At 61.1% G+C, this 18,592-nt stretch carries 23 protein-coding genes and 1 pseudogene; 8 read left to right on the forward strand and 16 right to left on the reverse strand.

Annotated elements, in window-relative coordinates; all coding sequences use genetic code 11:
- Positions 1-2: 2 nt before the first annotated feature.
- The 10 genes and pseudogenes from Y704_RS17845 to Y704_RS0100615 form a co-directional block, all read right to left on the reverse strand.
- Positions 3-872, reverse strand: a pseudogene (locus Y704_RS17845) (IS3 family transposase); the annotation flags it as partial.
- A gap of 20 nt (positions 873-892) precedes the next feature.
- Entirely contained in the window at positions 893-1,183 is a 291-nt protein-coding gene (locus tag Y704_RS0100575; RefSeq protein WP_035770944.1) for a transposase, read from the reverse strand.
- A gap of 30 nt (positions 1,184-1,213) precedes the next feature.
- Complete coding sequence (locus Y704_RS23695) at positions 1,214-1,378, reverse strand: hypothetical protein (RefSeq protein ID WP_155850135.1); 165 nt, start codon at positions 1,376-1,378, stop codon at positions 1,214-1,216.
- Between the two features lie 74 nt (positions 1,379-1,452).
- On the reverse strand, positions 1,453-1,995 hold the full coding sequence (locus Y704_RS0100585) for a carboxymuconolactone decarboxylase family protein (protein WP_026548695.1): 543 nt from the start codon (positions 1,993-1,995) through the stop codon (positions 1,453-1,455).
- A 107-nt stretch (positions 1,996-2,102) separates the two neighbouring features.
- Positions 2,103-2,903, reverse strand: a complete 801-nt coding sequence (locus Y704_RS0100590) for a Crp/Fnr family transcriptional regulator (RefSeq protein WP_026548696.1) — start codon at positions 2,901-2,903, stop codon at positions 2,103-2,105.
- Complete coding sequence (locus Y704_RS0100595; RefSeq protein WP_253904165.1) at positions 2,900-3,367, reverse strand: hypothetical protein; 468 nt, start codon at positions 3,365-3,367, stop codon at positions 2,900-2,902. Before Y704_RS0100595 ends, Y704_RS0100590 begins: the two co-directional genes overlap by 4 nt.
- A 109-nt stretch (positions 3,368-3,476) precedes the next feature.
- Positions 3,477-4,529 carry an ABC transporter ATP-binding protein gene (locus Y704_RS17850; protein WP_051476547.1) on the reverse strand — a complete coding sequence of 351 codons (1,053 nt, stop codon included), beginning with the start codon at positions 4,527-4,529 and terminating at the stop codon, positions 3,477-3,479.
- Positions 4,526-5,290: an ABC transporter permease gene (locus Y704_RS17855; RefSeq protein ID WP_035770940.1), complete on the reverse strand. Its 765-nt coding sequence runs from the start codon at positions 5,288-5,290 to the stop codon at positions 4,526-4,528. Before Y704_RS17855 ends, Y704_RS17850 begins: the two co-directional genes overlap by 4 nt.
- A gap of 59 nt (positions 5,291-5,349) precedes the next feature.
- On the reverse strand, positions 5,350-6,078 hold the full coding sequence (locus Y704_RS17860; RefSeq protein WP_253904166.1) for an ABC transporter permease: 729 nt from the start codon (positions 6,076-6,078) through the stop codon (positions 5,350-5,352).
- A gap of 119 nt (positions 6,079-6,197) precedes the next feature.
- Complete coding sequence (locus Y704_RS0100615; RefSeq protein ID WP_026548698.1) at positions 6,198-7,400, reverse strand: ABC transporter substrate-binding protein; 1,203 nt, start codon at positions 7,398-7,400, stop codon at positions 6,198-6,200.
- 207 nt (positions 7,401-7,607) lie between these two features.
- Between Y704_RS0100615 and Y704_RS0100620 the strand changes: the two genes are divergently transcribed.
- Positions 7,608-8,225: a TVP38/TMEM64 family protein gene (locus Y704_RS0100620; RefSeq protein ID WP_162149336.1), complete on the forward strand. Its 618-nt coding sequence runs from the start codon at positions 7,608-7,610 to the stop codon at positions 8,223-8,225.
- Complete coding sequence (locus tag Y704_RS0100625) at positions 8,218-8,847, forward strand: CDP-alcohol phosphatidyltransferase family protein (RefSeq protein WP_026548700.1); 630 nt, start codon at positions 8,218-8,220, stop codon at positions 8,845-8,847. Before Y704_RS0100620 ends, Y704_RS0100625 begins: the two co-directional genes overlap by 8 nt.
- Before the next feature lie 22 nt (positions 8,848-8,869).
- Here Y704_RS0100625 and Y704_RS0100630 read toward each other — a convergent pair whose 3' ends face one another.
- On the reverse strand, positions 8,870-10,303 hold the full coding sequence (locus tag Y704_RS0100630) for a dihydrolipoyl dehydrogenase family protein (protein ID WP_035770941.1): 1,434 nt from the start codon (positions 10,301-10,303) through the stop codon (positions 8,870-8,872).
- Positions 10,304-10,401: 98 nt separating this feature from the next.
- On the opposite strand from Y704_RS0100630, the gene Y704_RS0100635 reads away from it, so the two are divergent.
- The gene (locus Y704_RS0100635) at positions 10,402-11,061 is read left to right on the forward strand and encodes a class I SAM-dependent methyltransferase (protein ID WP_051476550.1); all 660 of its coding nucleotides are present in this window, start codon (positions 10,402-10,404) and stop codon (positions 11,059-11,061) included.
- A gap of 133 nt (positions 11,062-11,194) precedes the next feature.
- A complete protein-coding gene (locus Y704_RS17865; RefSeq protein WP_035770942.1) occupies positions 11,195-12,592 on the forward strand; it encodes a hypothetical protein in 1,398 nt (465 codons plus the stop codon).
- Positions 12,593-12,669: 77 nt separating this feature from the next.
- Here the strand turns inward: Y704_RS17865 and Y704_RS23000 are convergent, their stop codons facing one another.
- The 3 genes from Y704_RS23000 to Y704_RS17870 all read right to left on the reverse strand — a co-directional run bounded on the left by Y704_RS23000 (position 12,670) and on the right by Y704_RS17870 (position 14,097).
- Positions 12,670-12,969, reverse strand: a complete 300-nt coding sequence (locus Y704_RS23000) for an antibiotic biosynthesis monooxygenase family protein (RefSeq protein ID WP_081747314.1) — start codon at positions 12,967-12,969, stop codon at positions 12,670-12,672.
- A 41-nt stretch (positions 12,970-13,010) separates the two neighbouring features.
- Positions 13,011-13,385, reverse strand: coding sequence for a thioredoxin family protein (locus Y704_RS0100650; RefSeq protein ID WP_026548704.1), 375 nt, complete (start codon positions 13,383-13,385; stop codon positions 13,011-13,013).
- Between the two features lie 61 nt (positions 13,386-13,446).
- A complete protein-coding gene (locus Y704_RS17870) occupies positions 13,447-14,097 on the reverse strand; it encodes a cysteine hydrolase family protein (RefSeq protein WP_035770943.1) in 651 nt (216 codons plus the stop codon).
- A gap of 336 nt (positions 14,098-14,433) precedes the next feature.
- Here Y704_RS17870 and Y704_RS17875 point away from each other — a divergent pair, with 336 nt between their 5' ends.
- From Y704_RS17875 to Y704_RS17880, 4 genes are all read left to right on the forward strand, one after another.
- Positions 14,434-15,723 carry a bifunctional alpha/beta hydrolase/OsmC family protein gene (locus Y704_RS17875; protein ID WP_051476551.1) on the forward strand — a complete coding sequence of 430 codons (1,290 nt, stop codon included), beginning with the start codon at positions 14,434-14,436 and terminating at the stop codon, positions 15,721-15,723.
- Positions 15,720-16,181 (forward strand): four-helix bundle copper-binding protein, encoded by a 462-nt coding sequence (locus Y704_RS23005; protein WP_253904167.1) that lies wholly within the window; start codon positions 15,720-15,722, stop codon positions 16,179-16,181. The genes Y704_RS17875 and Y704_RS23005 overlap by 4 nt, the downstream gene beginning before the upstream one ends.
- 180 nt (positions 16,182-16,361) lie before the next feature.
- Positions 16,362-17,036 (forward strand): haloacid dehalogenase type II, encoded by a 675-nt coding sequence (locus tag Y704_RS0100665; protein ID WP_026548705.1) that lies wholly within the window; start codon positions 16,362-16,364, stop codon positions 17,034-17,036.
- Positions 17,037-17,128: 92 nt separating this feature from the next.
- Positions 17,129-17,518 carry a DUF1622 domain-containing protein gene (locus tag Y704_RS17880; protein ID WP_051476552.1) on the forward strand — a complete coding sequence of 130 codons (390 nt, stop codon included), beginning with the start codon at positions 17,129-17,131 and terminating at the stop codon, positions 17,516-17,518.
- A gap of 79 nt (positions 17,519-17,597) precedes the next feature.
- On the opposite strand, the gene Y704_RS0100675 is transcribed toward Y704_RS17880, so the two are convergent.
- The gene (locus tag Y704_RS0100675) at positions 17,598-17,933 is read right to left on the reverse strand and encodes a hypothetical protein (RefSeq protein ID WP_155850137.1); all 336 of its coding nucleotides are present in this window, start codon (positions 17,931-17,933) and stop codon (positions 17,598-17,600) included.
- Between the two features lie 208 nt (positions 17,934-18,141).
- Positions 18,142-18,592: ATP-binding protein (locus Y704_RS0100680; protein ID WP_026548707.1), on the reverse strand; the 451-nt coding region annotated here is incomplete at its 5' end.

Raw genomic sequence — 18,592 nt, forward strand, 5'->3', positions numbered from 1 at the left:
GGTTAGGCAGCCGCGGGTAGCGGCTGATTGGCTGTTGTGAGGTTAGCCATCGCGGTCGCTGGTGGCAGGCCATTGTTGTTGCTGTGGGGCCGCCACCGGTTGTTGAACACCTCGATGTAGTGCATGGTGGCCCGCCTGGCGTCCTGTCGGGTGGTGAAGCGGTGATGGTGGTAGAACTCGTTCTTCAGCGAGGAGAACAGCGATTCGGCCACTGCGTTGTCCCAGCACACGCCGGGAGCTCCCATAGACTGACGCAGGTCGTTCCCGGTGCACCAGGCACCCATTTCCCGGGATGTGTACTGGGTGCCCCGATCGCTGTGGAAAATCGCGTCTGGCTGCAGGTGGCCGCGGTCCCGGGCCATTTTCAGTGCACCGGTCACCAGGGATGCGCGCATGTGATCGGCCATGGCCCAGCCGATGACCATGCGGGTGCACAGGTCGATGACGGTGGCCAGGTACAGCCACCCCTGATCGGTACGCAGATAGGTGATGTCCCCGACCAGACGCGTGCCAGGAGTATCGGAGGTGAAGTCCCGTCCGATCAGGTCAGCGAAAACCTTGTCCGGATCCGAGGGGATCGTGGTCCGTTTGAAGGCCCGCATCCGCATGGCTACCCAGCCGTTCTCTGCCATGATCGAGGCCACCGTCCCGACGGATACCTCGGTGCCGGCCACGGCAAGTTTCGCATGGACCATGCGGTGGCCGAAGATGCCGTCGGAGGAATCGAACACGGTCCTGACGTGTTCTGTCAGTTCCCGGTGCCGGTTAGCCGTCGGGGTTTCCTTTGACTCCAGCCACCGGTAATACGAGGCCCGCGGGACGTCCAGTTGCCGGCACATCCACGCCACCGGGAATTGCGCGTTCTTCTCCTGAACAAGGCGGTAGAGGTCCTCTACCGTTGTTCTCTGGCGAAGAACGCGGCTGCTTTTTTTAGGAAGTCATTCTCCCTCTCGACTTCGCGAAGCCGGGCTTCCAAAGCCTTGTATTTGACCGGATCAACAGGGTCATCGGGCTTACCGCCACCCCCATCCTCAGCCTCACGGGTCAGCTGGACCCACCGTTTCAACGCGGTCAGCGAGACGCCCAGTTCAGAGGCGACAGAGGGCAACGAACGTTCCGAGGAATCCGCCAAGGCCACGGCATCAGCCTTGAACTCGTCGGTATAGCTTGGTCGAGCAGACATGAGCACAATCCTTTCAAAAACTGTCTCACATCAGTAGTACACCTCACCCACGTTTCGGCTCTCCTCGAACAGAAACTTGTCGATGTTCAGGTCCGTCAACGCGAACTTGCTGCCTTGTCCGCGGAGATCAGCGAGCTGATCGAGACGAGTCGGGGCCTTGACCCCGCTGATTGTTTCGACGCGGATGTCTGCCACATCATTACACCGTTGGAAGACATGTAGACCCTGCCGTGAACGGACGGCAGGGCCTACATGGGTTTGTGGGGGAGTTAGAGGCTTGGTGCGGCTGGGATGTCGAGGTCGGTTTCGACGAGGTGGTTGAAGTAGTTGGTGAATAGGTTCAGGGCCACGTGGGTGGAGAGTTCCGTGAGTTCGGTGTCGGACCATCCGGCGTCTAGGGCGGTTTGCCAGTCTGCGTCTTTGACGGCTCCCTTGTTTGCGGTGGCCTGGCGGGCCAGTTCCAGCAGCGTTGAGAGTTTGTTGTCGAAGTCGATTTCGCCCTTGCGGATCGCGATGGTCTGATCCTCGGTGAGTCCGGCGGCTTTGGCGCCCATGGTGTGTGCGGACTGGCAGTAGGTGCATTCGTCGACGTTGCCGACGACCAGGGCAATGGCTTCCCGGGTGCGTGCGTCGAAGGTGCCGTAGTCGCCGATGACCTGCTGAAGGGCGACGTAGGACTGCAGGACAACGGGGGAGTGGGCCATGGCGCCGTGGATATTGAGGACTTTCCCGAACTGTTTACCGAGGGCAGCGAGTTCGTTGCGGCTTTCTTCGGGGGCGGTTTCAGGGGTGTGGACGGTAATACGGGTCATGGGTATTCCTTCTTTTGGTGTGACTACAGAAAGATATTGGGGTGGCGGGCTTTCGCGGGCACGACAGAAAGTTTGGCGTTGGGGCTGACGTTGCGGTGCCCGAGGGGTTAGAAGGTGGTGCGGGAGGTCCGGCGCAGTCCTTCGGCGTCTTCGATGATGATCCGGCCTCGTCCTTGCCTGATCAGTTTTGTGGCGGCGAAGTCAGACATGGTTTTGCTGGTGGCTTCGCGTGTTGCTCCGAGCAGCCCGGCGAGCTGTTCATGGGTGAGTTTCACGGCGACGGAGTGCGTGAATCTGTTGCGGGGGGCGGCGTCGGCGAGTGTGAGTAAGGTCGCGGCGGTGCGGGCTGAGAGGGGTCTCAGGGCCATGTCGGTGAGACGTTCTTCCAACCTGGCGACTTGTTCGCCGAGTAGGCGGGAGATTCTTACCGCAAGTTTCGGGTTTGAGAGGAAGTGGTTTTCGACTTCTGCTGCGCTGAGCTGGCACACGGTTGATTCTTCGAGCGCTTCGGCATAGTTGTCGTACATTTGCATGCCGACGAGCAGCATCTCACCGAATACCGCGCCGGGTTCAAGGATTGCGATGGTGAGGGTTTTCCCGTCCTCGGCAACCCGGAAAATCCGGATCCGCCCGGCTTTGAGGATGAATAGGGCCTTAGTGGGCTGACTCTGGCTGAAGACGAGTTCACCACTGTGAAAGAGCCGGGGCGGGGCCATCCTGTCGAGGGTATCCATTTCCTCGGCCGTGAGGTCAGCGAAGAGCTCCACGGCGTTGAGGCAGCTGAAGGGTTCCCCGGTTTCGGCCAAAGGTTCTTCCTCCCGTTCGTGTGGTGCCCAAAGCGTCGTAGTTTTGCTAGCCGCGGACACGATGGTGGTGGAGCAGGCGGCGTTCAGACCCGGCGTGGTCACCGGCCACGTCGGATCATGAGGGTTGCCACTAGTCCCAGAATAAGGCCATACACCGCGTGCCCCATCAGTGAGGCCCCGGATCCTGCGTCGAGGGTGAAGAGTGGCATGCCCATCATGGTGGGCATGATCAGCAGCGGACCAAGAACCCACCACAGCATGCCATAGACAAGGCCCACGACGGCGCTGATGATCAGGCCCTTTGTCAGCACTCCAGCACCGGGTATCGTCAGCGCTAGGCCGATCAGAACCGAAATCACCAGGTGTACCAGGAAGCCGACGATTGCCGAACTTGAGCCAACCAGTGAGGCAATCATGCCTAGCATACCCATCATGGCCATCAGGACCCCGAAAACGACCCCGCCGGCAAGACCGCCTACGACCCCGGCCATGAGACGCGTTCCCATGGACGTGCCGGGGTCAGTCGCGGATCTTTTCCCCCGCGTCCCGCTATGTGCTGAACTCATGTCCTTGCCTTCCTATCTTTGGTAACTACCGACGATAGACAGGACGGCACGGACAGTTCTGCAATCTAGGACACAGTTAGCCCTGGCAACGGAATTCTGTGCCCAACTGCTACCGGGTGACTGCCCACCCGGTGGCGTTGACGAGTTGTAATCCGACATCCTGACCGATCCGTATGCCGGGGTCGCCCGGGACCTCGATGGTGAGCACAGCCGTGGGCCTGTTGGGTTGGTTCGGTCCGTGGCCGGTGACGTGGACTAACGTGTGGGCGCCTAACGATTTCAACCCAGTCACGGATCCCATTGCTGACCCGTCGGCTGGTGCGACGATGCGGATGGCTTCCTGTCGGACGGTCAGGAACGCGGGACCGTCCCTGAGTCCTGGCTGCACGGGGAACCGGCCCAGCGCCGAGTGATGGACGCCTTCAACCAGCCTCCCCGGTACGGCATTGAGGCCTCCCAGAATCCTATTGACCGCCAACGTCGCCGGTTGATAGTGCAATTGGGAGACGGGACCATGCTGCAGGATCCACCCGCTATCCAGGACCGCGATCGAATCGGCGAGGATCGACGCCTCCCGACGGTCGTGGGTCACCAGAATAATCGTCGGAGCGAGCTCGGCGCGGATATCATCCATCAGCGAGTACATATCGTCTCGCAGCCTGGAATCGAGGGAACTGAACGGTTCATCGAGCAAAAGGATGCGGGGGGTCCTCGCTAATGCGCGGGCCAGTGCGACGCGCTGCTCCTGCCCGCCGGAGAGTTTCCCAGGGGATCGGTGCGCAAGGTCTGCCAGCTTCACCAGTTTCAGGTACGTCATGGCATGCTCACGGGATGCTTTGCGGGACTGTCCTGCCATTTTGGCGGAGAACGCCACGTTGTCCACCACACTCAGGTGCGGAAACAGCAGCGGTTTCTGGAACACCAGGGCAACGCCACGCTCCTCCGATGGGACACCGGTGAGGTTTTCCCCATCAACGAGCACCTCACCCGATGATGGTTCATCCAGTCCTGCGGCGATCCTCAGGAGGGTGGTTTTTCCGCAGCCGGAGGCTCCCAGCAGTGCAACACAGCCTGACGGCTGAACGGTCAGCGAAATCTGGTGAAGTACCTCAGCGTCGCCGTAGGAGCGGGAGATGCTCTGGAATTCGAGGTGGGAGCTCATTGTCGCTTTCTCCTTGCGGCGGGCAGGGTGAGTCCTGCGAGCAGGATTAGTGGAGGCAAGATGATGGCCACCGACAGCGCTGCGGTGAGTTGTTCGTTTCCAGTCGCCGAGGCAGCGGATCCGAGCAGGAGGGGCAGGGTGCGCAGTTGTCCTCCACCGATGAGCAAGGTGGTGATGTAGTCGCCCCAGCCGACAAGGAATGCCAGGAAAAAAGCCCGGGCGGCTGCGCCGGCAAGCAGGTGGTAGCGGACATGGCGGGCCGCCTGGCCCGGGGAAGCGCCCAGTGAACGTGCGACCTCCTCGAACCGGTGGTCGTAGCCTGCCAGGGCGCTGCGGAACATGAACGCCGTGTAGGGCAGCGCTGTCACCACCAGGACCAGGGTCACCCCTAATGGTGGTGAAACGTAGAGACGCAGGAGGGCAACGTTGATGCCCATCACCAAAGCGAACGGTGGGATGGCTAACGGGGCCAGCAGGACAAACTCGACGAACCGGCTGGGCATGGGAGGCAGCGCGCGGACGGCGAGGGCTCCCAGGTAGCCCAGCGGTGTCGCGATCACGGCTACTCCCAAACCCAGGGAAAGCGAAGATGCGGCAGCCCGTGCGGTGTCTGGGGTGGCGAGGGCTGTGAAGCCTTGCAGTGAGTACGACGACGGCAGGACGGCCGGGGCGCGCCATTGACCGGCGACCGACCACAGGAGTACCGGCACCATCGGCGCCACGATCCACACCACAAGCAAACAACCCAGGATGACCCGCATGGGGAACCCTCCGGGGAGGGTCCGGCGCATCGACGTTGACGCCGGCTGCAAGACGGGTATCAACTCAGGCTCCGATGACGACGAAGCACCAGGATCGCTATGATGATCACTGCTGCGCTCACGGCCACGGATACCAGGGCGGTCGCCATTGCTTGCTGACGCGCAGCGAGATCGACGGAGGTAAACAGCCTCACGGCTCGAACCGGAAGCGGTTCGGGAGAGGTCGGTCCGAGCAGCCACGCGGCTTCGTAGGACCCGAGGGTGTACACAAATACGATTGCCGCGGAGACGGCCAGCGAGGGCGCCGAGAGCGGCAGGACCACCCGGACGATACGCTGGCCCGCAGACGCGCCGAGAGTGGCAGCGGCGTCGCAGAGGTCGCCGACCGAGCGCGAGATACTTCCGAGAACGACCAGGGCTACGAAGGCGGACTCTTTCCAGGCGTACTCGGCGATGACGGCCACGAACCAGGGTCCGGAGACCAGTGCGGGGAATGCCTCGGGCATCCCGAGCAGTCGTTCAAGGAATCCGCTGTCGGAGAGCAGCAGTCCGATAGCCCCTGCCCCGATCACATGGGGAATAGGGATCGTTGCGGCACTCAAAGCCTCAACTATTCGGCCCATCCTGGGTATGGCGAGCACATAGGTGGCAAGCACAAACCCGACCACCAGGGAGAGCAGTGTGGAAACCATAGCGACGTAGGTAGAGGTGAGGGTTGACCGGACCAGTTCATCAGCATCCCTGGTCCAGGCGTCCGCGCTGAATTGCGGAGGACCGATAAAGGGCATCAGTCCGAAGCTTTGCAATGCTGCGGCGGTCAGCGAGACCCCAACGACGAGGACGATAGGGACTACTGCAGGCAAAGCGAGAAGCGCCGCGCGTCGGGTGGTCGGGGCCCGCCTTCTGGTCATGGGGCTGTGGCGATGTCTTGCCGCCACGCCTCATTCAGAGCTGGCACCCATTCTGAAGCCAGCTCACCGTGGGCATTGCGTGAGAGTTCCTCATAGTCCGGGACGATCGGCGATTCCGGCAGCTGTTCGAAGAGGTTTTGTTGGGTTGGGGTGAGGAGATCCGTGTCGAGCGCGGTGAACTGTCCCCACGTTCCGGGATCTGCCTTCGCGGCCTGCTGTTCCGGCGATAGGGCAATGTTGGCGACCACCATGGCCCCTGCGGCATCTGCGGCGTTTACCGGCAGAGCGAGGAAGCTTGCATTGCCTACCGTGCCCTCCTCCAAGGTCAAGACCTTGGTTGACGGCGGTAGTGCACCTGATGCGACCAGATCGGTCAGGGTGGCGGGGCCGTAGGTCATGGCGACGTCCACTTCGCCGTCGGCGAAGAGGGTGTTCAGCGCCTGTTCGTCCCGCGGGTAGGTGGCGCCTTCCCTCCAAAGCGACGGTTCAAGCTCCGTGAGCGCTCGGAGTGCTGCGGGCGCGTACTGGTCAAACGCCGCCTGAGAATAGGGCAGCGGCACCTGATCGGCGCCGCCAGCGGTGCTGAGCATGACCTCTCGCAAAAAGACGCTGCCGGTGAAGTCCGGTGGCCCCGGGTAGGTGAACCTGCCCGGATTGGCTTGCGCCCAGTCGAGGATGCCTTGAAGCGAGGTGGGCGGGTCGGTGATGGCGTCCGAGTTGTAGAAGAACGTGAACTGCGCTTTATGCCAGGGAGCTTCGCAGCCGTCCACCGGGGTGCCAAAGTCATTTAACAGCAAGGGATCGTCGGGGTCGGTGTACTGCATGTTCGGGAGCAGATCGGTCCAGCCACACTGCCAGGCTTCCGCCTGTTTGCCGGTGCTGAAGGTGGAGCCGTTAGCCCAGATCAGGTCCACCGACCCGTCACCGCGGCCAGCCTGGAGTTCGCTCAGAACCCGGTTCAGCGCGTCAGGGGTGTCAGCGATGGGGACGCGGCGCAGCGTGACGCCCTGGTCCTGTGCCGCGGGTGCAAGTATGTCATCGACATAGGCGTTGCCTTTCGCGTCTCCGCCGAACATCCACAGATCCACTGTCTGCCCCTGTGCTGCTGCGAGAACCTCGTCGAAGGTACCAAAATTCTCGGCGGGCTCAACGCTGGCACCAGAGCAGGCGGTCAGCCCTAGTGCGAGGATTGCGGCCACAGACAGACGAGAACGCCAGCGCGCGTGGGGGGTAGGGGAGGGGGACACAGGGGATCCTTCGGAAAGTCGGGTTTGCAGCTTCAAGTATCCTCGATAGCGGGCCGACACCCGAACCGGCACCTGACCAGTGGATTGCAGAAAGACTATGCGAGAGAACCTATGCGCGCCCGCCCCCGGCCTGTAACGCCGATCCGCAGACTCGCAATTTTGTTTACCGTCATTATCGGGGCAACCATCGTTGTGCTCTTCGTGCCTATCCCGCACGTGAACGAGATGCGCGACCTGGTGGACCGGGCTGGTTGGTGGGGGCCGGTGGGATTCATGGCCGGGTACGCAGCCCTGACCCTCGCACCTCTTCCCAAAAACATCCTCTCCATCGCGGCCGGCATATTGTTCGGGTTCGGGCCAGGGCTGGTGATCGTCTACTGTGCCGCGATGATCGGAGCGTCCGCCGCGTTCTGGTTGGGACGCGCGCTGGGCAGGGACGCGGTCGAAAAATTCACCGGCACCCGTGTTGCCAAGGTTGATGCGCTCCTGGCCAAACGCGGCTTCGTGGCCGTCATCGGGGTCCGGCTGATCCCGGTGCTGCCCTTCACCGCGATCAATTACTCTGCCGGACTGACAGCGCTCGGATGGTGGCCCTATTTCCTTGGAACGATGATCGGCATCCTTCCCGGGACGGTGAGCTTCCTGGCTCTGGGCGCATATGGTCTCGAACTGGGCTGGCCGGCCCAACTAGCACTGGTCGTCCTGGGAGGGCTGACTCTCACCGGAGTCATTCTCGCCCTCCGGGCCCGGCGGAAAATAAGGAACGCTGATGTTTGATACCCGGTTACGGCTGCTGCTGGCGCCCATGCTGGACCGTGCGGCGGCAGCCCTGGATGTGCCCTGGCTGAGTCCGAACCGGTTGACCGGTCTGAACCTTGCGCTGGGATTAGCCTCCGCAGGTTTTGCGGCAGCCCAATGGTGGTTCCCAGCCCTCATCGCCTGGGTGCTGTGCCGGGTCGCGGACGGCCTGGATGGTCCGCTGGCCCGGCGACGCGCCACACAACCAGGATCGAACCACGACGCCGGTCAGGGCGGGTTCTGGGACATTTCCGCGGATTTCGTCGTGTACGGCGCTACAGTCATCGGAGTGGCAGTCGGCGCAACGGCACAGTTCGGAGCCCCTTGGCTGCCGTTCCTGCTGGTGCTCTTCGCCTATTACATCAACGGCAGCGTGTTTCTGGCGTTCTCGTCTATCGCGGAAAAGAATGGCCGCCAGATCGACGATGGCCGGTCGTTATCCTTCCTCGACGGACTCGCAGAAGGAGCGGAGACCGTCCTGGTCCACAGCTTATGGCTACTCTTCCCCGTCGCGGCCTGGCAGATAGCCTCGGTGTGGGCAGGCCTGGTCCTGATCAGCGCAGCACAACGAATTGTCGCCGGCTACCGAACCCTGGCCTGAAGCGACCCGATAAGTACCGCTGCTACTGCGCGTTTCTGTGAGGTTCTAACCGGTCGGTTCGCCATCGGTTGAAACCAGCAAGGGCTTTGACCGCAATCTTCGCCGCCGGCGATTCCAGACCTGACCGGGCATGAGCTATCGCCGCATTCCACAACGCATCGTTGTACGTCGGATAGGGGTGTGTGACACCGGCCAGGGCGCGGGTACTGAGCCCCTGCTTCACAGCAAGAGTGAGCTCGGCCAGGGATTCTCCGGCCCTCGGGCCGACAATCGTCCCACCCAGGATGCGACCGCCCTTGCCGATGATGATCCGCGTGAACCCGGTAGTTTGCTCCTCGGTGATGGCACGATCGGTGTGAGCGTGCTGAATGGTCGATGTTGTCTGAGTCTTGGTGCTGGCCTCGGTGACGCCGACGGCGGCGACTTCAGGGGAGGTGAAGGTGACCCGCGGCATGACCCCACTGACCTTCCTGCCAAGACCGAGGACCGCGTTGGAAGCGGCGGTGCTGGCGTGCACCCCAGCGAGATGGGTGAACTCAGGGTAAGTGGTGACGTCGCCTGCTGCCCAGATGGTTCGGTTGGATGTGCGCATTGACGTGTCGACCACCACCTGGCCGGATTCATCGCAGGTCACGCCGACCAGGTCAAGGCCCAGACCCTGCGTCCTGGCCTTCCTACCTGTCGCGGCGAGGATGACGTCCGCAGGGAACTTTTGGCCGTCGCCGGCATGGACCACGGTTGCGGCGCCGGTGCCGTCGTTGCTGAGCCGGTCCACGGCGGCGTGCTCGATGACCTGCACCCCGTCGGATCGCAGACTCTCGCGGACCAGGGCCGCTGCGTCCCGGTCTTCCTTGGGCAGGATCTCCGAGCGTGCAAGGATCACCACCTGTGAGCCGAGCCGGGCGAACGCCTGCCCCAGCTCACACGCAATCGGGCCACCTCCGATCACGGCCAGTCGCTCCGGAAGGGTTTCCAGGTCCCAGATGGTCTCTGAGGTGACGACCACAGGTGCGTCGCCCAGTCCAGGAATAGAGGGAAGTGTTGGCGCGCTGCCGGTCGCGATGAGAGCCTGCCGAAAACGTATAGTCATGCCGTCAACATTGGCTTCACCCGGACCGGTGAAGCGCGCCTTTCCGGAGATAACAGTGACTCCCGCCGATTCAAGGGCGGCCGGGGAATCCTCCGGTTCGATCGCAGCGATGGCGCTCGAGATACGTTGGCGGACAGCCGCGAAATCGGTACTGGCACCGGAATGGGTCCGCTCAGTGGCTGAGTGTCCGGCGGATAGGAGCGTTTTGGAGGGTACGCAGCCCGTCCAGAGGCAGTCCCCACCGGTGCGGGCATATTCCACCAACACTGTGCGGGCACCCAGACGGGCAGCGGTTTTCGCACCCACGATGCCCGCGGTCCCGCCGCCGATGACCAACAGATCAACTACTTCGGTGCTGTCTTCCACCAGGATACCCTTTTCACTTTGCCGGTCCGATACCCTCTTAGCCTAGGCTGAGATCACCACCAACTCCGCCGGCGCGCGGAACCACGACTTGCCACGGAGTGATCCCGATCGCCGATAAATACAGCACCTTCGCACGGTTCTACGACGCGATGTCCGGCGAATACCCGGTCTACCGGGCCGGCCGCAAAATCGGCATCAACATGCTCCGCCAACGGCCCGGGGCCCAGGTGCTCGACGTCGGCTGCGGTACCGGGCTGAACTTCAGTCTCCTCCAGGGCCAGGTCACCCCGGGTGGCACCATTATCGGAATCGACCGCAGCCCAGAAATGCTGGTCCAGGCCCGCCGACGAGCAGAGCGCAACGGCTGGACCAACATCATCCTCATCCAGGCCGACGCAACCGCTGTGTCACCCACCGACATAGGATCCCGGATCGCAGCCGAGGGAGGCCGGGCACAATCCGACGCCGTCCTGGCCACCTACGCACTGTCCCTGATGAAGGACTGGGAAGCCGCGTGGACCACCATGGTCTCACTCGCCGCACCCGGGGCGTCCCTCTGCGTGGTGGACATGCAAAAACCTGTCGGCCTGGCCACTGTCCTGACGCCTTTGGCCAAAACGGCATGCTGGCTCGGCGGATCCGACATTGACGCACACCCCTGGACTGCAGCGGAGCGGGACTGCGCTGACGTCTTGGCGGCCTCCGCCCGTGGCGGACACCTGCAAATCCGTGCCGGAACGCGCAGGGCAGGCACCTAACCGCAGACCGTCGGAGCGTATGGTTGTCGCACTGAGGAGGCGACACCGGGACTGCACTCAAGTGCCGGAGCAGGGGTAGGCAGGACACACACTCAGCACAGCGAAGTGGTTGATTAGGTGAAGGAAGTAGCTCATGATCCTGGATTTCCTGGCGGAACTGGAATTACGCACCCGACCCGTGCATCCGGAGTCCCGGGCCGCGATGCAGGCTCGCTGGGATGCTCTTCCTGATCATGTTAAGACCCCGAACCAGTTGCTGGGCCGGGGGGCCGTCGGGTGCGAAGGGACTCACGGGGTTTTCCCCAAATGTAATCTGACCTGTTCACCCTGTTATCACTCGGCGGAGGCTAACCAGGTTCGTGTGGATGGTCCTCACACCCTCAGCGAGGTGGCCAGGCAGATGGAGTATCTTCGCAGTGTTCGCGGTCCCCGCGCCCACGCACAGCTCATCGGTGGCGAGGTGAGCCTGTTAGAGGCGGACGACCATGCCGCGGCGCTGCACCTGATGAGCGCCAACGGTCGCGAACCCATGTCCATGACCCACGGCGACTTTGATTACGCCTACCTTTTGGCGGTGGTCTTCGGCCCGGATGGGAAACCGCGGTTCGACCGGGTGTCCTTCGCCGCCCATTTTGATTCTTTGATGAGGGGACGGCGAGGCGCCGTCCGGCCGCGTAGCGAAGACGAACTGGAACCCTTCCGACTGAAGTTCACGGAAATGTTCGCGGATCTCCGACGCGACTACGGGGTGGATTCCTATCTCGCCCACAACATGACCGTGACCCCGTCGAACCTTGACGAAGTCGCTGGGGTGACCGCATCGGTGCTGCCGATGCCCTACAACATGCTCTCTTTCCAGCCTGCTGCTTTCATGGGGGATGACCGCCGCTGGAAAGAGGATTTCGGCGAGGTCAGCATCGACAAAGTGTGGGAGCAAATTGAACACGGTGCTGGCCAGAAGCTCCCCTGGCAGGGCACCCAGTTCGGTGACCCGCGATGCAATCGCTATACGACAGGAGTATCAGCGGGAGGCACTTTTGCGGTCGCGATCGACCCGGCCGACCCGGAAGATATTGCCGCCCGCGACCGACTGCTCGACCACCACGGCGGCATGTTTTTCGGAGGCCAACCGAGGTTGGTCCTTGCAGCGCGTGTCCTGCGTGCAGCTTTGCGACACCCTGGCGACGTGGCGGTTCTCGCCGGGCTCGCCCGGCGCATCATCAGACGGGCCGGAGGAATCCGGACAATCTGGCGTGCATGGCGGAGCAAGCGTCTCGGCATCAAAACCTTCGTTGTGCATAACTTCATTGACGCCGAAGTCGTTGCGCCCGCGTGGGCGCTCATGGAACAAGGCAAGGTCAGCGATGACCCCGCTGTCCGCGAAGCCCAGGAACGGCTCGGAGCCTGCATGTACACCATGGCCCACCCGCAGACCGGCCAACTCGTGCCAGCCTGCACCCAACACTCCGTCCTGGACCCCGCCGAAAACAGGGAACTACGCATCCTGCTTCCCTTACGAGTAAAAAACTAAGGGGCACAAAACCGAGGGGCAAAAACGGGTGGTCAATCCACGCAATCCGGCGTGGATTGACCACCCGCTGCCGACATCTAGTGAGGATCGACCGTGTCCCCGTCAAAATGAATCATTTCCACGGAGGTGACATGAGCTTTGAGTAAGGCCAATACGGTGCGGCCCTCCTCGGTCTCCGGAAAAACTTCGGTGTGGTCGCTCAGCGAGTCCCATCCGACACGAAGCAGATACACGTCGGGCTGGTCGACGCTGGGATGAAGGTCTACCGAGCGGCATCCTTGAACCCCGAGGAGGTTCTCCCGGATAGCGGGATAGGTGGCACGGAATTCTTCATGCCCGTCGGGACGGATAGTGAGTTGAGCATGTTCATAAATCATGTACTGGTCCTGCCTGTCGTGTGATTGGTATGTCTTACCAGCTAGCTGCCAACTCGGGATTCGCCCTCCACGAGACCCTGACGGATGGCTTGGATGTCGAGAGCTCTGACATCGGCGATGACTTGTTCAAGGGCGGCCGCGTCGATCGCTCCTGGCTGTGAGAAGACCAGCACCTTGTCACGGAAAGCCATCAAGGTGGGTATGGAGCTGATGCCAGCCTGCGCGGCGAGTGTTTGTTCGGCTTCCGTGTCGACTTTCGCGAATGCAACATCCGGGTGGTTGTCGGATGCTGCACTGTAGGTGGGGGCGAACATGCGGCAGGGTGCACACCAGCCGGCCCAGAAGTCGATCAGAACGATCTCATTCGTGTCGAGGACTGATTCGAAGGTCTTGCTGGTGATGTCAATGGTTGCCATCGGATTACTCCTTAGAGTGGACGGGGTCTGGAAGAAAAATGCTGCCCGGGCGTCGCCGAGTTCAGGCGGAGATAGCAGTGAGGGCCTCGTGGGTGGTCATCACGGCTCCCGCGATGTAATTGAAATTAGTCATCGCGGCGGCATACCCGTCTCCCAGCTCGGGGTGTTGCGCGGCCGCCGTGGCGTCAGAGACCACTGCCACGTCGAACCCCTGCTCCAACAGTTCCCGTAGGTGGCTTTCGATGCAGAGGTTGGCCGACATTCCCGCGAGGATCACTTTGCTGATCCCACGCTTACGTAATTGCAGTACCAGGTCGTTTTGTTCGGGTCCGTACACCTTATGAGGACTGCACACGACGGTCTTTCCATCCTGAATGTATGGCTTGTACTGTTCCAGCCAATCAGCGCCGGAACCTTCGAAACCATCCAAGTTCAGCGGACCGGGACGGTTGAACATTCCGATCTCGTGCATCTTCGTTTCCAGGGTTCCGCCGAACTCCCAGAGGTGGTCATGCGGGAAGTAGTAGTGCGGTGAAATGAACACCTCGTAGCCGGCGGTTTTCGACGCGGCGAGCAGCTGATCGATGTGCTGGACAGTGTTGTTCTCCTGGACACTGTTGCCGACCAACTCCCAGGTGACACCGTCGGGGCTGAGGAAATCGTTTTGTGGGTCGGTCAGTACGAGTGCTGTCGTGGACGGGTCAAATTGCATGGCTCTCCTCAGATGGGCGGTGAATCCCCAACGGAATTCCCTCCAAACGCTAAACGTCCACAGCACATTGTTCTGTAAGCCAGGACACCGTTCCCAGACCGAGCCGCAAGAGGAACCAGATGTGCTATTGTCCGGATCCTCGTCGAGTAGCTGACGTGACGGTTCCAGAACACTGAGACCTGCCGCGGAAGAACTGTATTCGAGAACACAGAACTTTGGGCAGGTGACACATATTGTTCGCTGAAGCCTCGACGAACCCCCGATGGACTCGAAAATCCTCCACGGGAACGATCGCGTCGGTGTGATCGGCACGAAAGACAACAGAAATGAGCAGCAATGGCCAGGCATAGCGAGAAAGTCGAATTCCTCGGCTCCCAGGGGGCGTTGCTTGCGGCGCGGCTTGATCTGCCGGAGTCGAGGCCCGTGGCCTACGCCTTATTCGCGCATTGCTTCACCTGCAGCAAGGATGTGCTCGCAGCTTCCAGGATTTCCCGGGCGCTCACTGACTACGATATCGCCGTTCTACGATTCGACTTCACTGGGCTCGGTCAATCCGGTGGCGACTTCGCCAATACGAACTTCAGCTCGAACATTGAAGACCTAATTCACGCTGCAGACTATCTTCGCAAGGGTTTCGCGGCCCCGTCGATTCTGATTGGGCACTCGCTCGGTGGGGCCGCGGTGCTCGCCGTTACCGCTCAAATACCTGAGGTGCGGGCGGTAGTCACCATCGGCGCCCCAGCTGACCCCGACCACCTTGTGCATCTGTTGGGGGAGAGCCGGGCAGAGATTGAAACCTCAGGGGAGGCAGACGTTATCCTCGGCGACAGAACGTTCCGCATCCGCCGGCAATTCCTCGACGATATTGCCGCGCAGCCGCAAGCCGACCGCATCCGTCATCTAGGCTCGGCGCTGCTGGTCATGCATTCGCCCAGTGATACGACCGTGGACGCGGATAACGCACGACGCATCTACGAGACTGCTCGTCACCCGAAGTCGTTCGTTGCCCTCGATGGGGCCGACCATCTACTCACCAACCCTGCCGATGCTGTGTTCGCTGCTTCAATGCTCGCGACGTGGGCCCGCCGATTCGCCTTCGCCGCGCCCCCGGAGCCGGATCTTCCTTCCGCAGCTGACGGCCCGGCTGAAGGCCTCGTCGTCGTGGCTGAGACCGGAGCGGGAACATTCGCCCAGCAGGTGATGGTCGGCGAGCACCGGTTGAACGCGGACGAACCCGCCCCGATCGGTACCGATACCGGCCCGTCGCCCTATGATTTCCTGCTCGCAGGCCTAGGCGCTTGCACATCGATGACTATCAGAATGTACGCTGACCGCAAGAAATGGCCGCTAGGAAAGGTGACGGTTTCGCTGCGACACAGCCGAATCCACGCACAGGACTGCGCCGACTGCGAAACCGAAACCGGCATGTTGGACCGAATCGAACGGGTCATCCGCTTCGACGGCGACCTCAACGAGGATCAGCGTCAAAAATTGCGCGAAATCGCCGATAAGTGCCCAGTCCACCGCACCCTACGCTCGGAAATCCTCATCGGAACGGTAATCTCCGACACAGACCCCGGGCTGACCAGCATCCGGGACCATTCGGCGACGAAGGTGCTGAAATGAACAGTCGCAATATTGAAAAGTCTGAATATGACGGCACTTCTGAGGGAGAAACTATGAGTACAGCTAGATCCATGATGGCCGCACACCCTGACGGTGAGCCATTGTTGGCCGAAGCGCTGGGCGCATGCATTGAAGCTGCCTTCTCCTGCGCACAGGCAAGCGACGCCTGCGCGGACGCCTGCATGGCAGAAGAGACAGTAACTGAATTGCGGAAGTGTATTCGTCTAAATTTGGACTGCGCTGAACTTTGCGTCACCACCGGCCGGTTCCTGTCTCGGCTGACCGACGTCGACGGCAACCTGCTGAAGACAATCCTGATGGCATGTAGAGACTTCTGCACCACAAGTGCTATGGAAAATGAAAAACACGCCGCGACCTACCCATCCTGCCGGATTGCTGCCGAGGAATGCCGCCGCTGCGAGCAAGCCTGCCAGGACCTACTTCCGCGGCCGTTCTGAAGCCCACTAATCATGCCCCATTCCCGACCACAGGCTCCTGAAGGCTTACTGCGGAACATGATGCACGGGGTGCCACACTCGGTGGTGTTGGGAAGAAGGGTGTGATGCTCAAAGATCATCCGCAGGATCTCGAATAAGCCACCAACCCGCACCTCGTCGAAGCCAGGAAGACTTAATCACATGACATCAAGGCCAGCCGCTATCATTTTCGACGTCAACGAAACCCTTTCAGACATGACACCGCTTGGAGACGCGTTCATCGATGCCGGGATGAGCGCCTCCCTTGTCAGACCATGGTTCGCGGAACTACTCCGCGACGGGTTCGCACTCACAACGACAGGCGACAACCCTACCTTCGCTGACATCGCCACCGACAGTCTCCACCGCCTCCTACGCCAAACATCAGGACCGGGCGACCACACGGATCAGGTCAACCACATCATGGGACAATTCAAAAACCTTCCGCTACACCCAGACACCGCGCCCGGGCTCAGCGCGCTCAGCCAAATCACCGAACTCGCGACCCTCAGCAACGGTGCCACGTCAGTGGCAGAACAACTACTGAACCGCGGCAACGTCCGCGAAAAATTCGCACAATTACTCAGCGTCCAGAACGCACCCCGCTGGAAGCCAGCCCGCGAGGCATACGACTATGCTGCCGATGAGCTCAACCAATCAGTGAACCAACTATTACTCGTTGCCGTGCACCCATGGGACATTCACGGCGCGAACGCCGCCGGAATGCAAACCGCATGGATCAACCGTACGGGCGCTTCCTACCCCACCTACTTCACCCCACCGGACATCGAAGCCGGAGACCTTTCAGCTCTCGCAGACAAGCTCGCCGCACGCTGAAGCCGCATGCTCAACGTCCCCGTGATGGATAAAGGTTCGAAGCAAGTCGTTGACCGCTCTGCACCTTTGAGCGTTAGAGATGGATGGAACAGGTGGATTTAGGGAACGTAGTAGAAGTCATCGGTACCGGCATCGAGATTGCAGGAGTGTTTGTTATTGTCGCCGGGATGCTCGTGGCCACATTGCTCGCTGCAGCGGCGTTAATGAAACGAAAAGAGCGCGAAATCTATGACACCTACCGACGACGTCTGGGACGGTCAATCTTGCTCGGTCTTGAGTTCCTTGTCGCTGGAGACATCATTCGCACGGTCGCAGTCACCCCAACCTTTTACTCCGTAGGTGTCCTCGCAATAATCATCCTGATCCGAACTTTCCTCAGCTTCTCACTAGAACTAGAGATCACAGGGCAATGGCCTTGGCAGAAGTCCAGCTTCGACAAACACACCATGAAGAAAAGCCCGCCGCCATCGACGTTCCTCTGAACCAGGTCGGCAAACTCCGCGTTTCGTGGTTGACAGAGCAGGGTGTTATTGGCATTTCAAGAAGGGGCGCTTGTTCGACTCAAGGTGCTGGTAGCTGGCGTGGGTAGATTCCGGTCCATTCAACACGCTGGCCAGGGGGCACGAGGCCGGCTGCCCAATTCACTGGGAAAATTTCTCCCCGGCCGGTGGGGTCACTGATCTCGTACGTCGCGATGATTTGAGCAAGGTCCTTGATCGACAGGTGGTCTTCAAACATCGCTTTGAATTCGGGGAGCACGTATCGCCGTCCGAGGATGGGTCCTGGTGCCCATTCTCGGTAGAGGATCACGACGGATTCGTCGGCCAAGACCTGCCCGCCGACCCATTCGTAGCCGGGTGTCCACAACGACTTTTGCTCCTCGAAAAGTGAAGCCACACAATCCAGCAGCATGCATGATTGAGACCTCATCGATTGGCAACCTTTCCAGATGGTCCTGCCATCCCACTATCGAGACGCCCAGCCAACCACTGAGTATTTGATGCTTTGAGCACCACCTGGTCGTGCGGTTGAGCCCCGCTATTCGTTCGGGAGAGCGCCAGCGGTGGTGTGGTTGAGCACCACCGCTGGCGCTCTGGCGCTTGGGTCAGCTGGTGGCCAGGGCCGTGTGCTCGCGCATGTTGTAGTTGCCCGTCTCAACCCAGACGGTGTTATGGATGATCCGGTCCATGATCGCGTCGGCGTGGACGCCGGAGCCGAGGCGTTGGTGCCAGTCCTTTTGTTGATACTGGGTGCAGAACACCGTCGAGGTCTCGCCGTAACGGCGTTCCATCAGCTCCAGCAACATGCCCCTCATCGATTCCGTCGGCTTGTCCAGCAACCATTCGTCGATCACTAACAGGGTGAAGGCCGCATACTTTCGCAGGAACTTCCCGGACCCGCCGGGGGTGTCTTGCGCGGCTACCCATGCGTCCTCGAGGTCCGGCATCCGTACGTAGTGGGCGCGGATCCTGTTCTCGCAGGCGCGCTTGGCGATCGCGCAGCCCAGATAGGACTTCCCTGATCCGGTGAATCCCTGGAAGACAACGTTTTGCTGC

This window comes from Arthrobacter sp. Br18, assembly GCF_000520555.1.
Classification (GTDB): Bacteria; Actinomycetota; Actinomycetes; order Actinomycetales; family Micrococcaceae; genus Arthrobacter_D.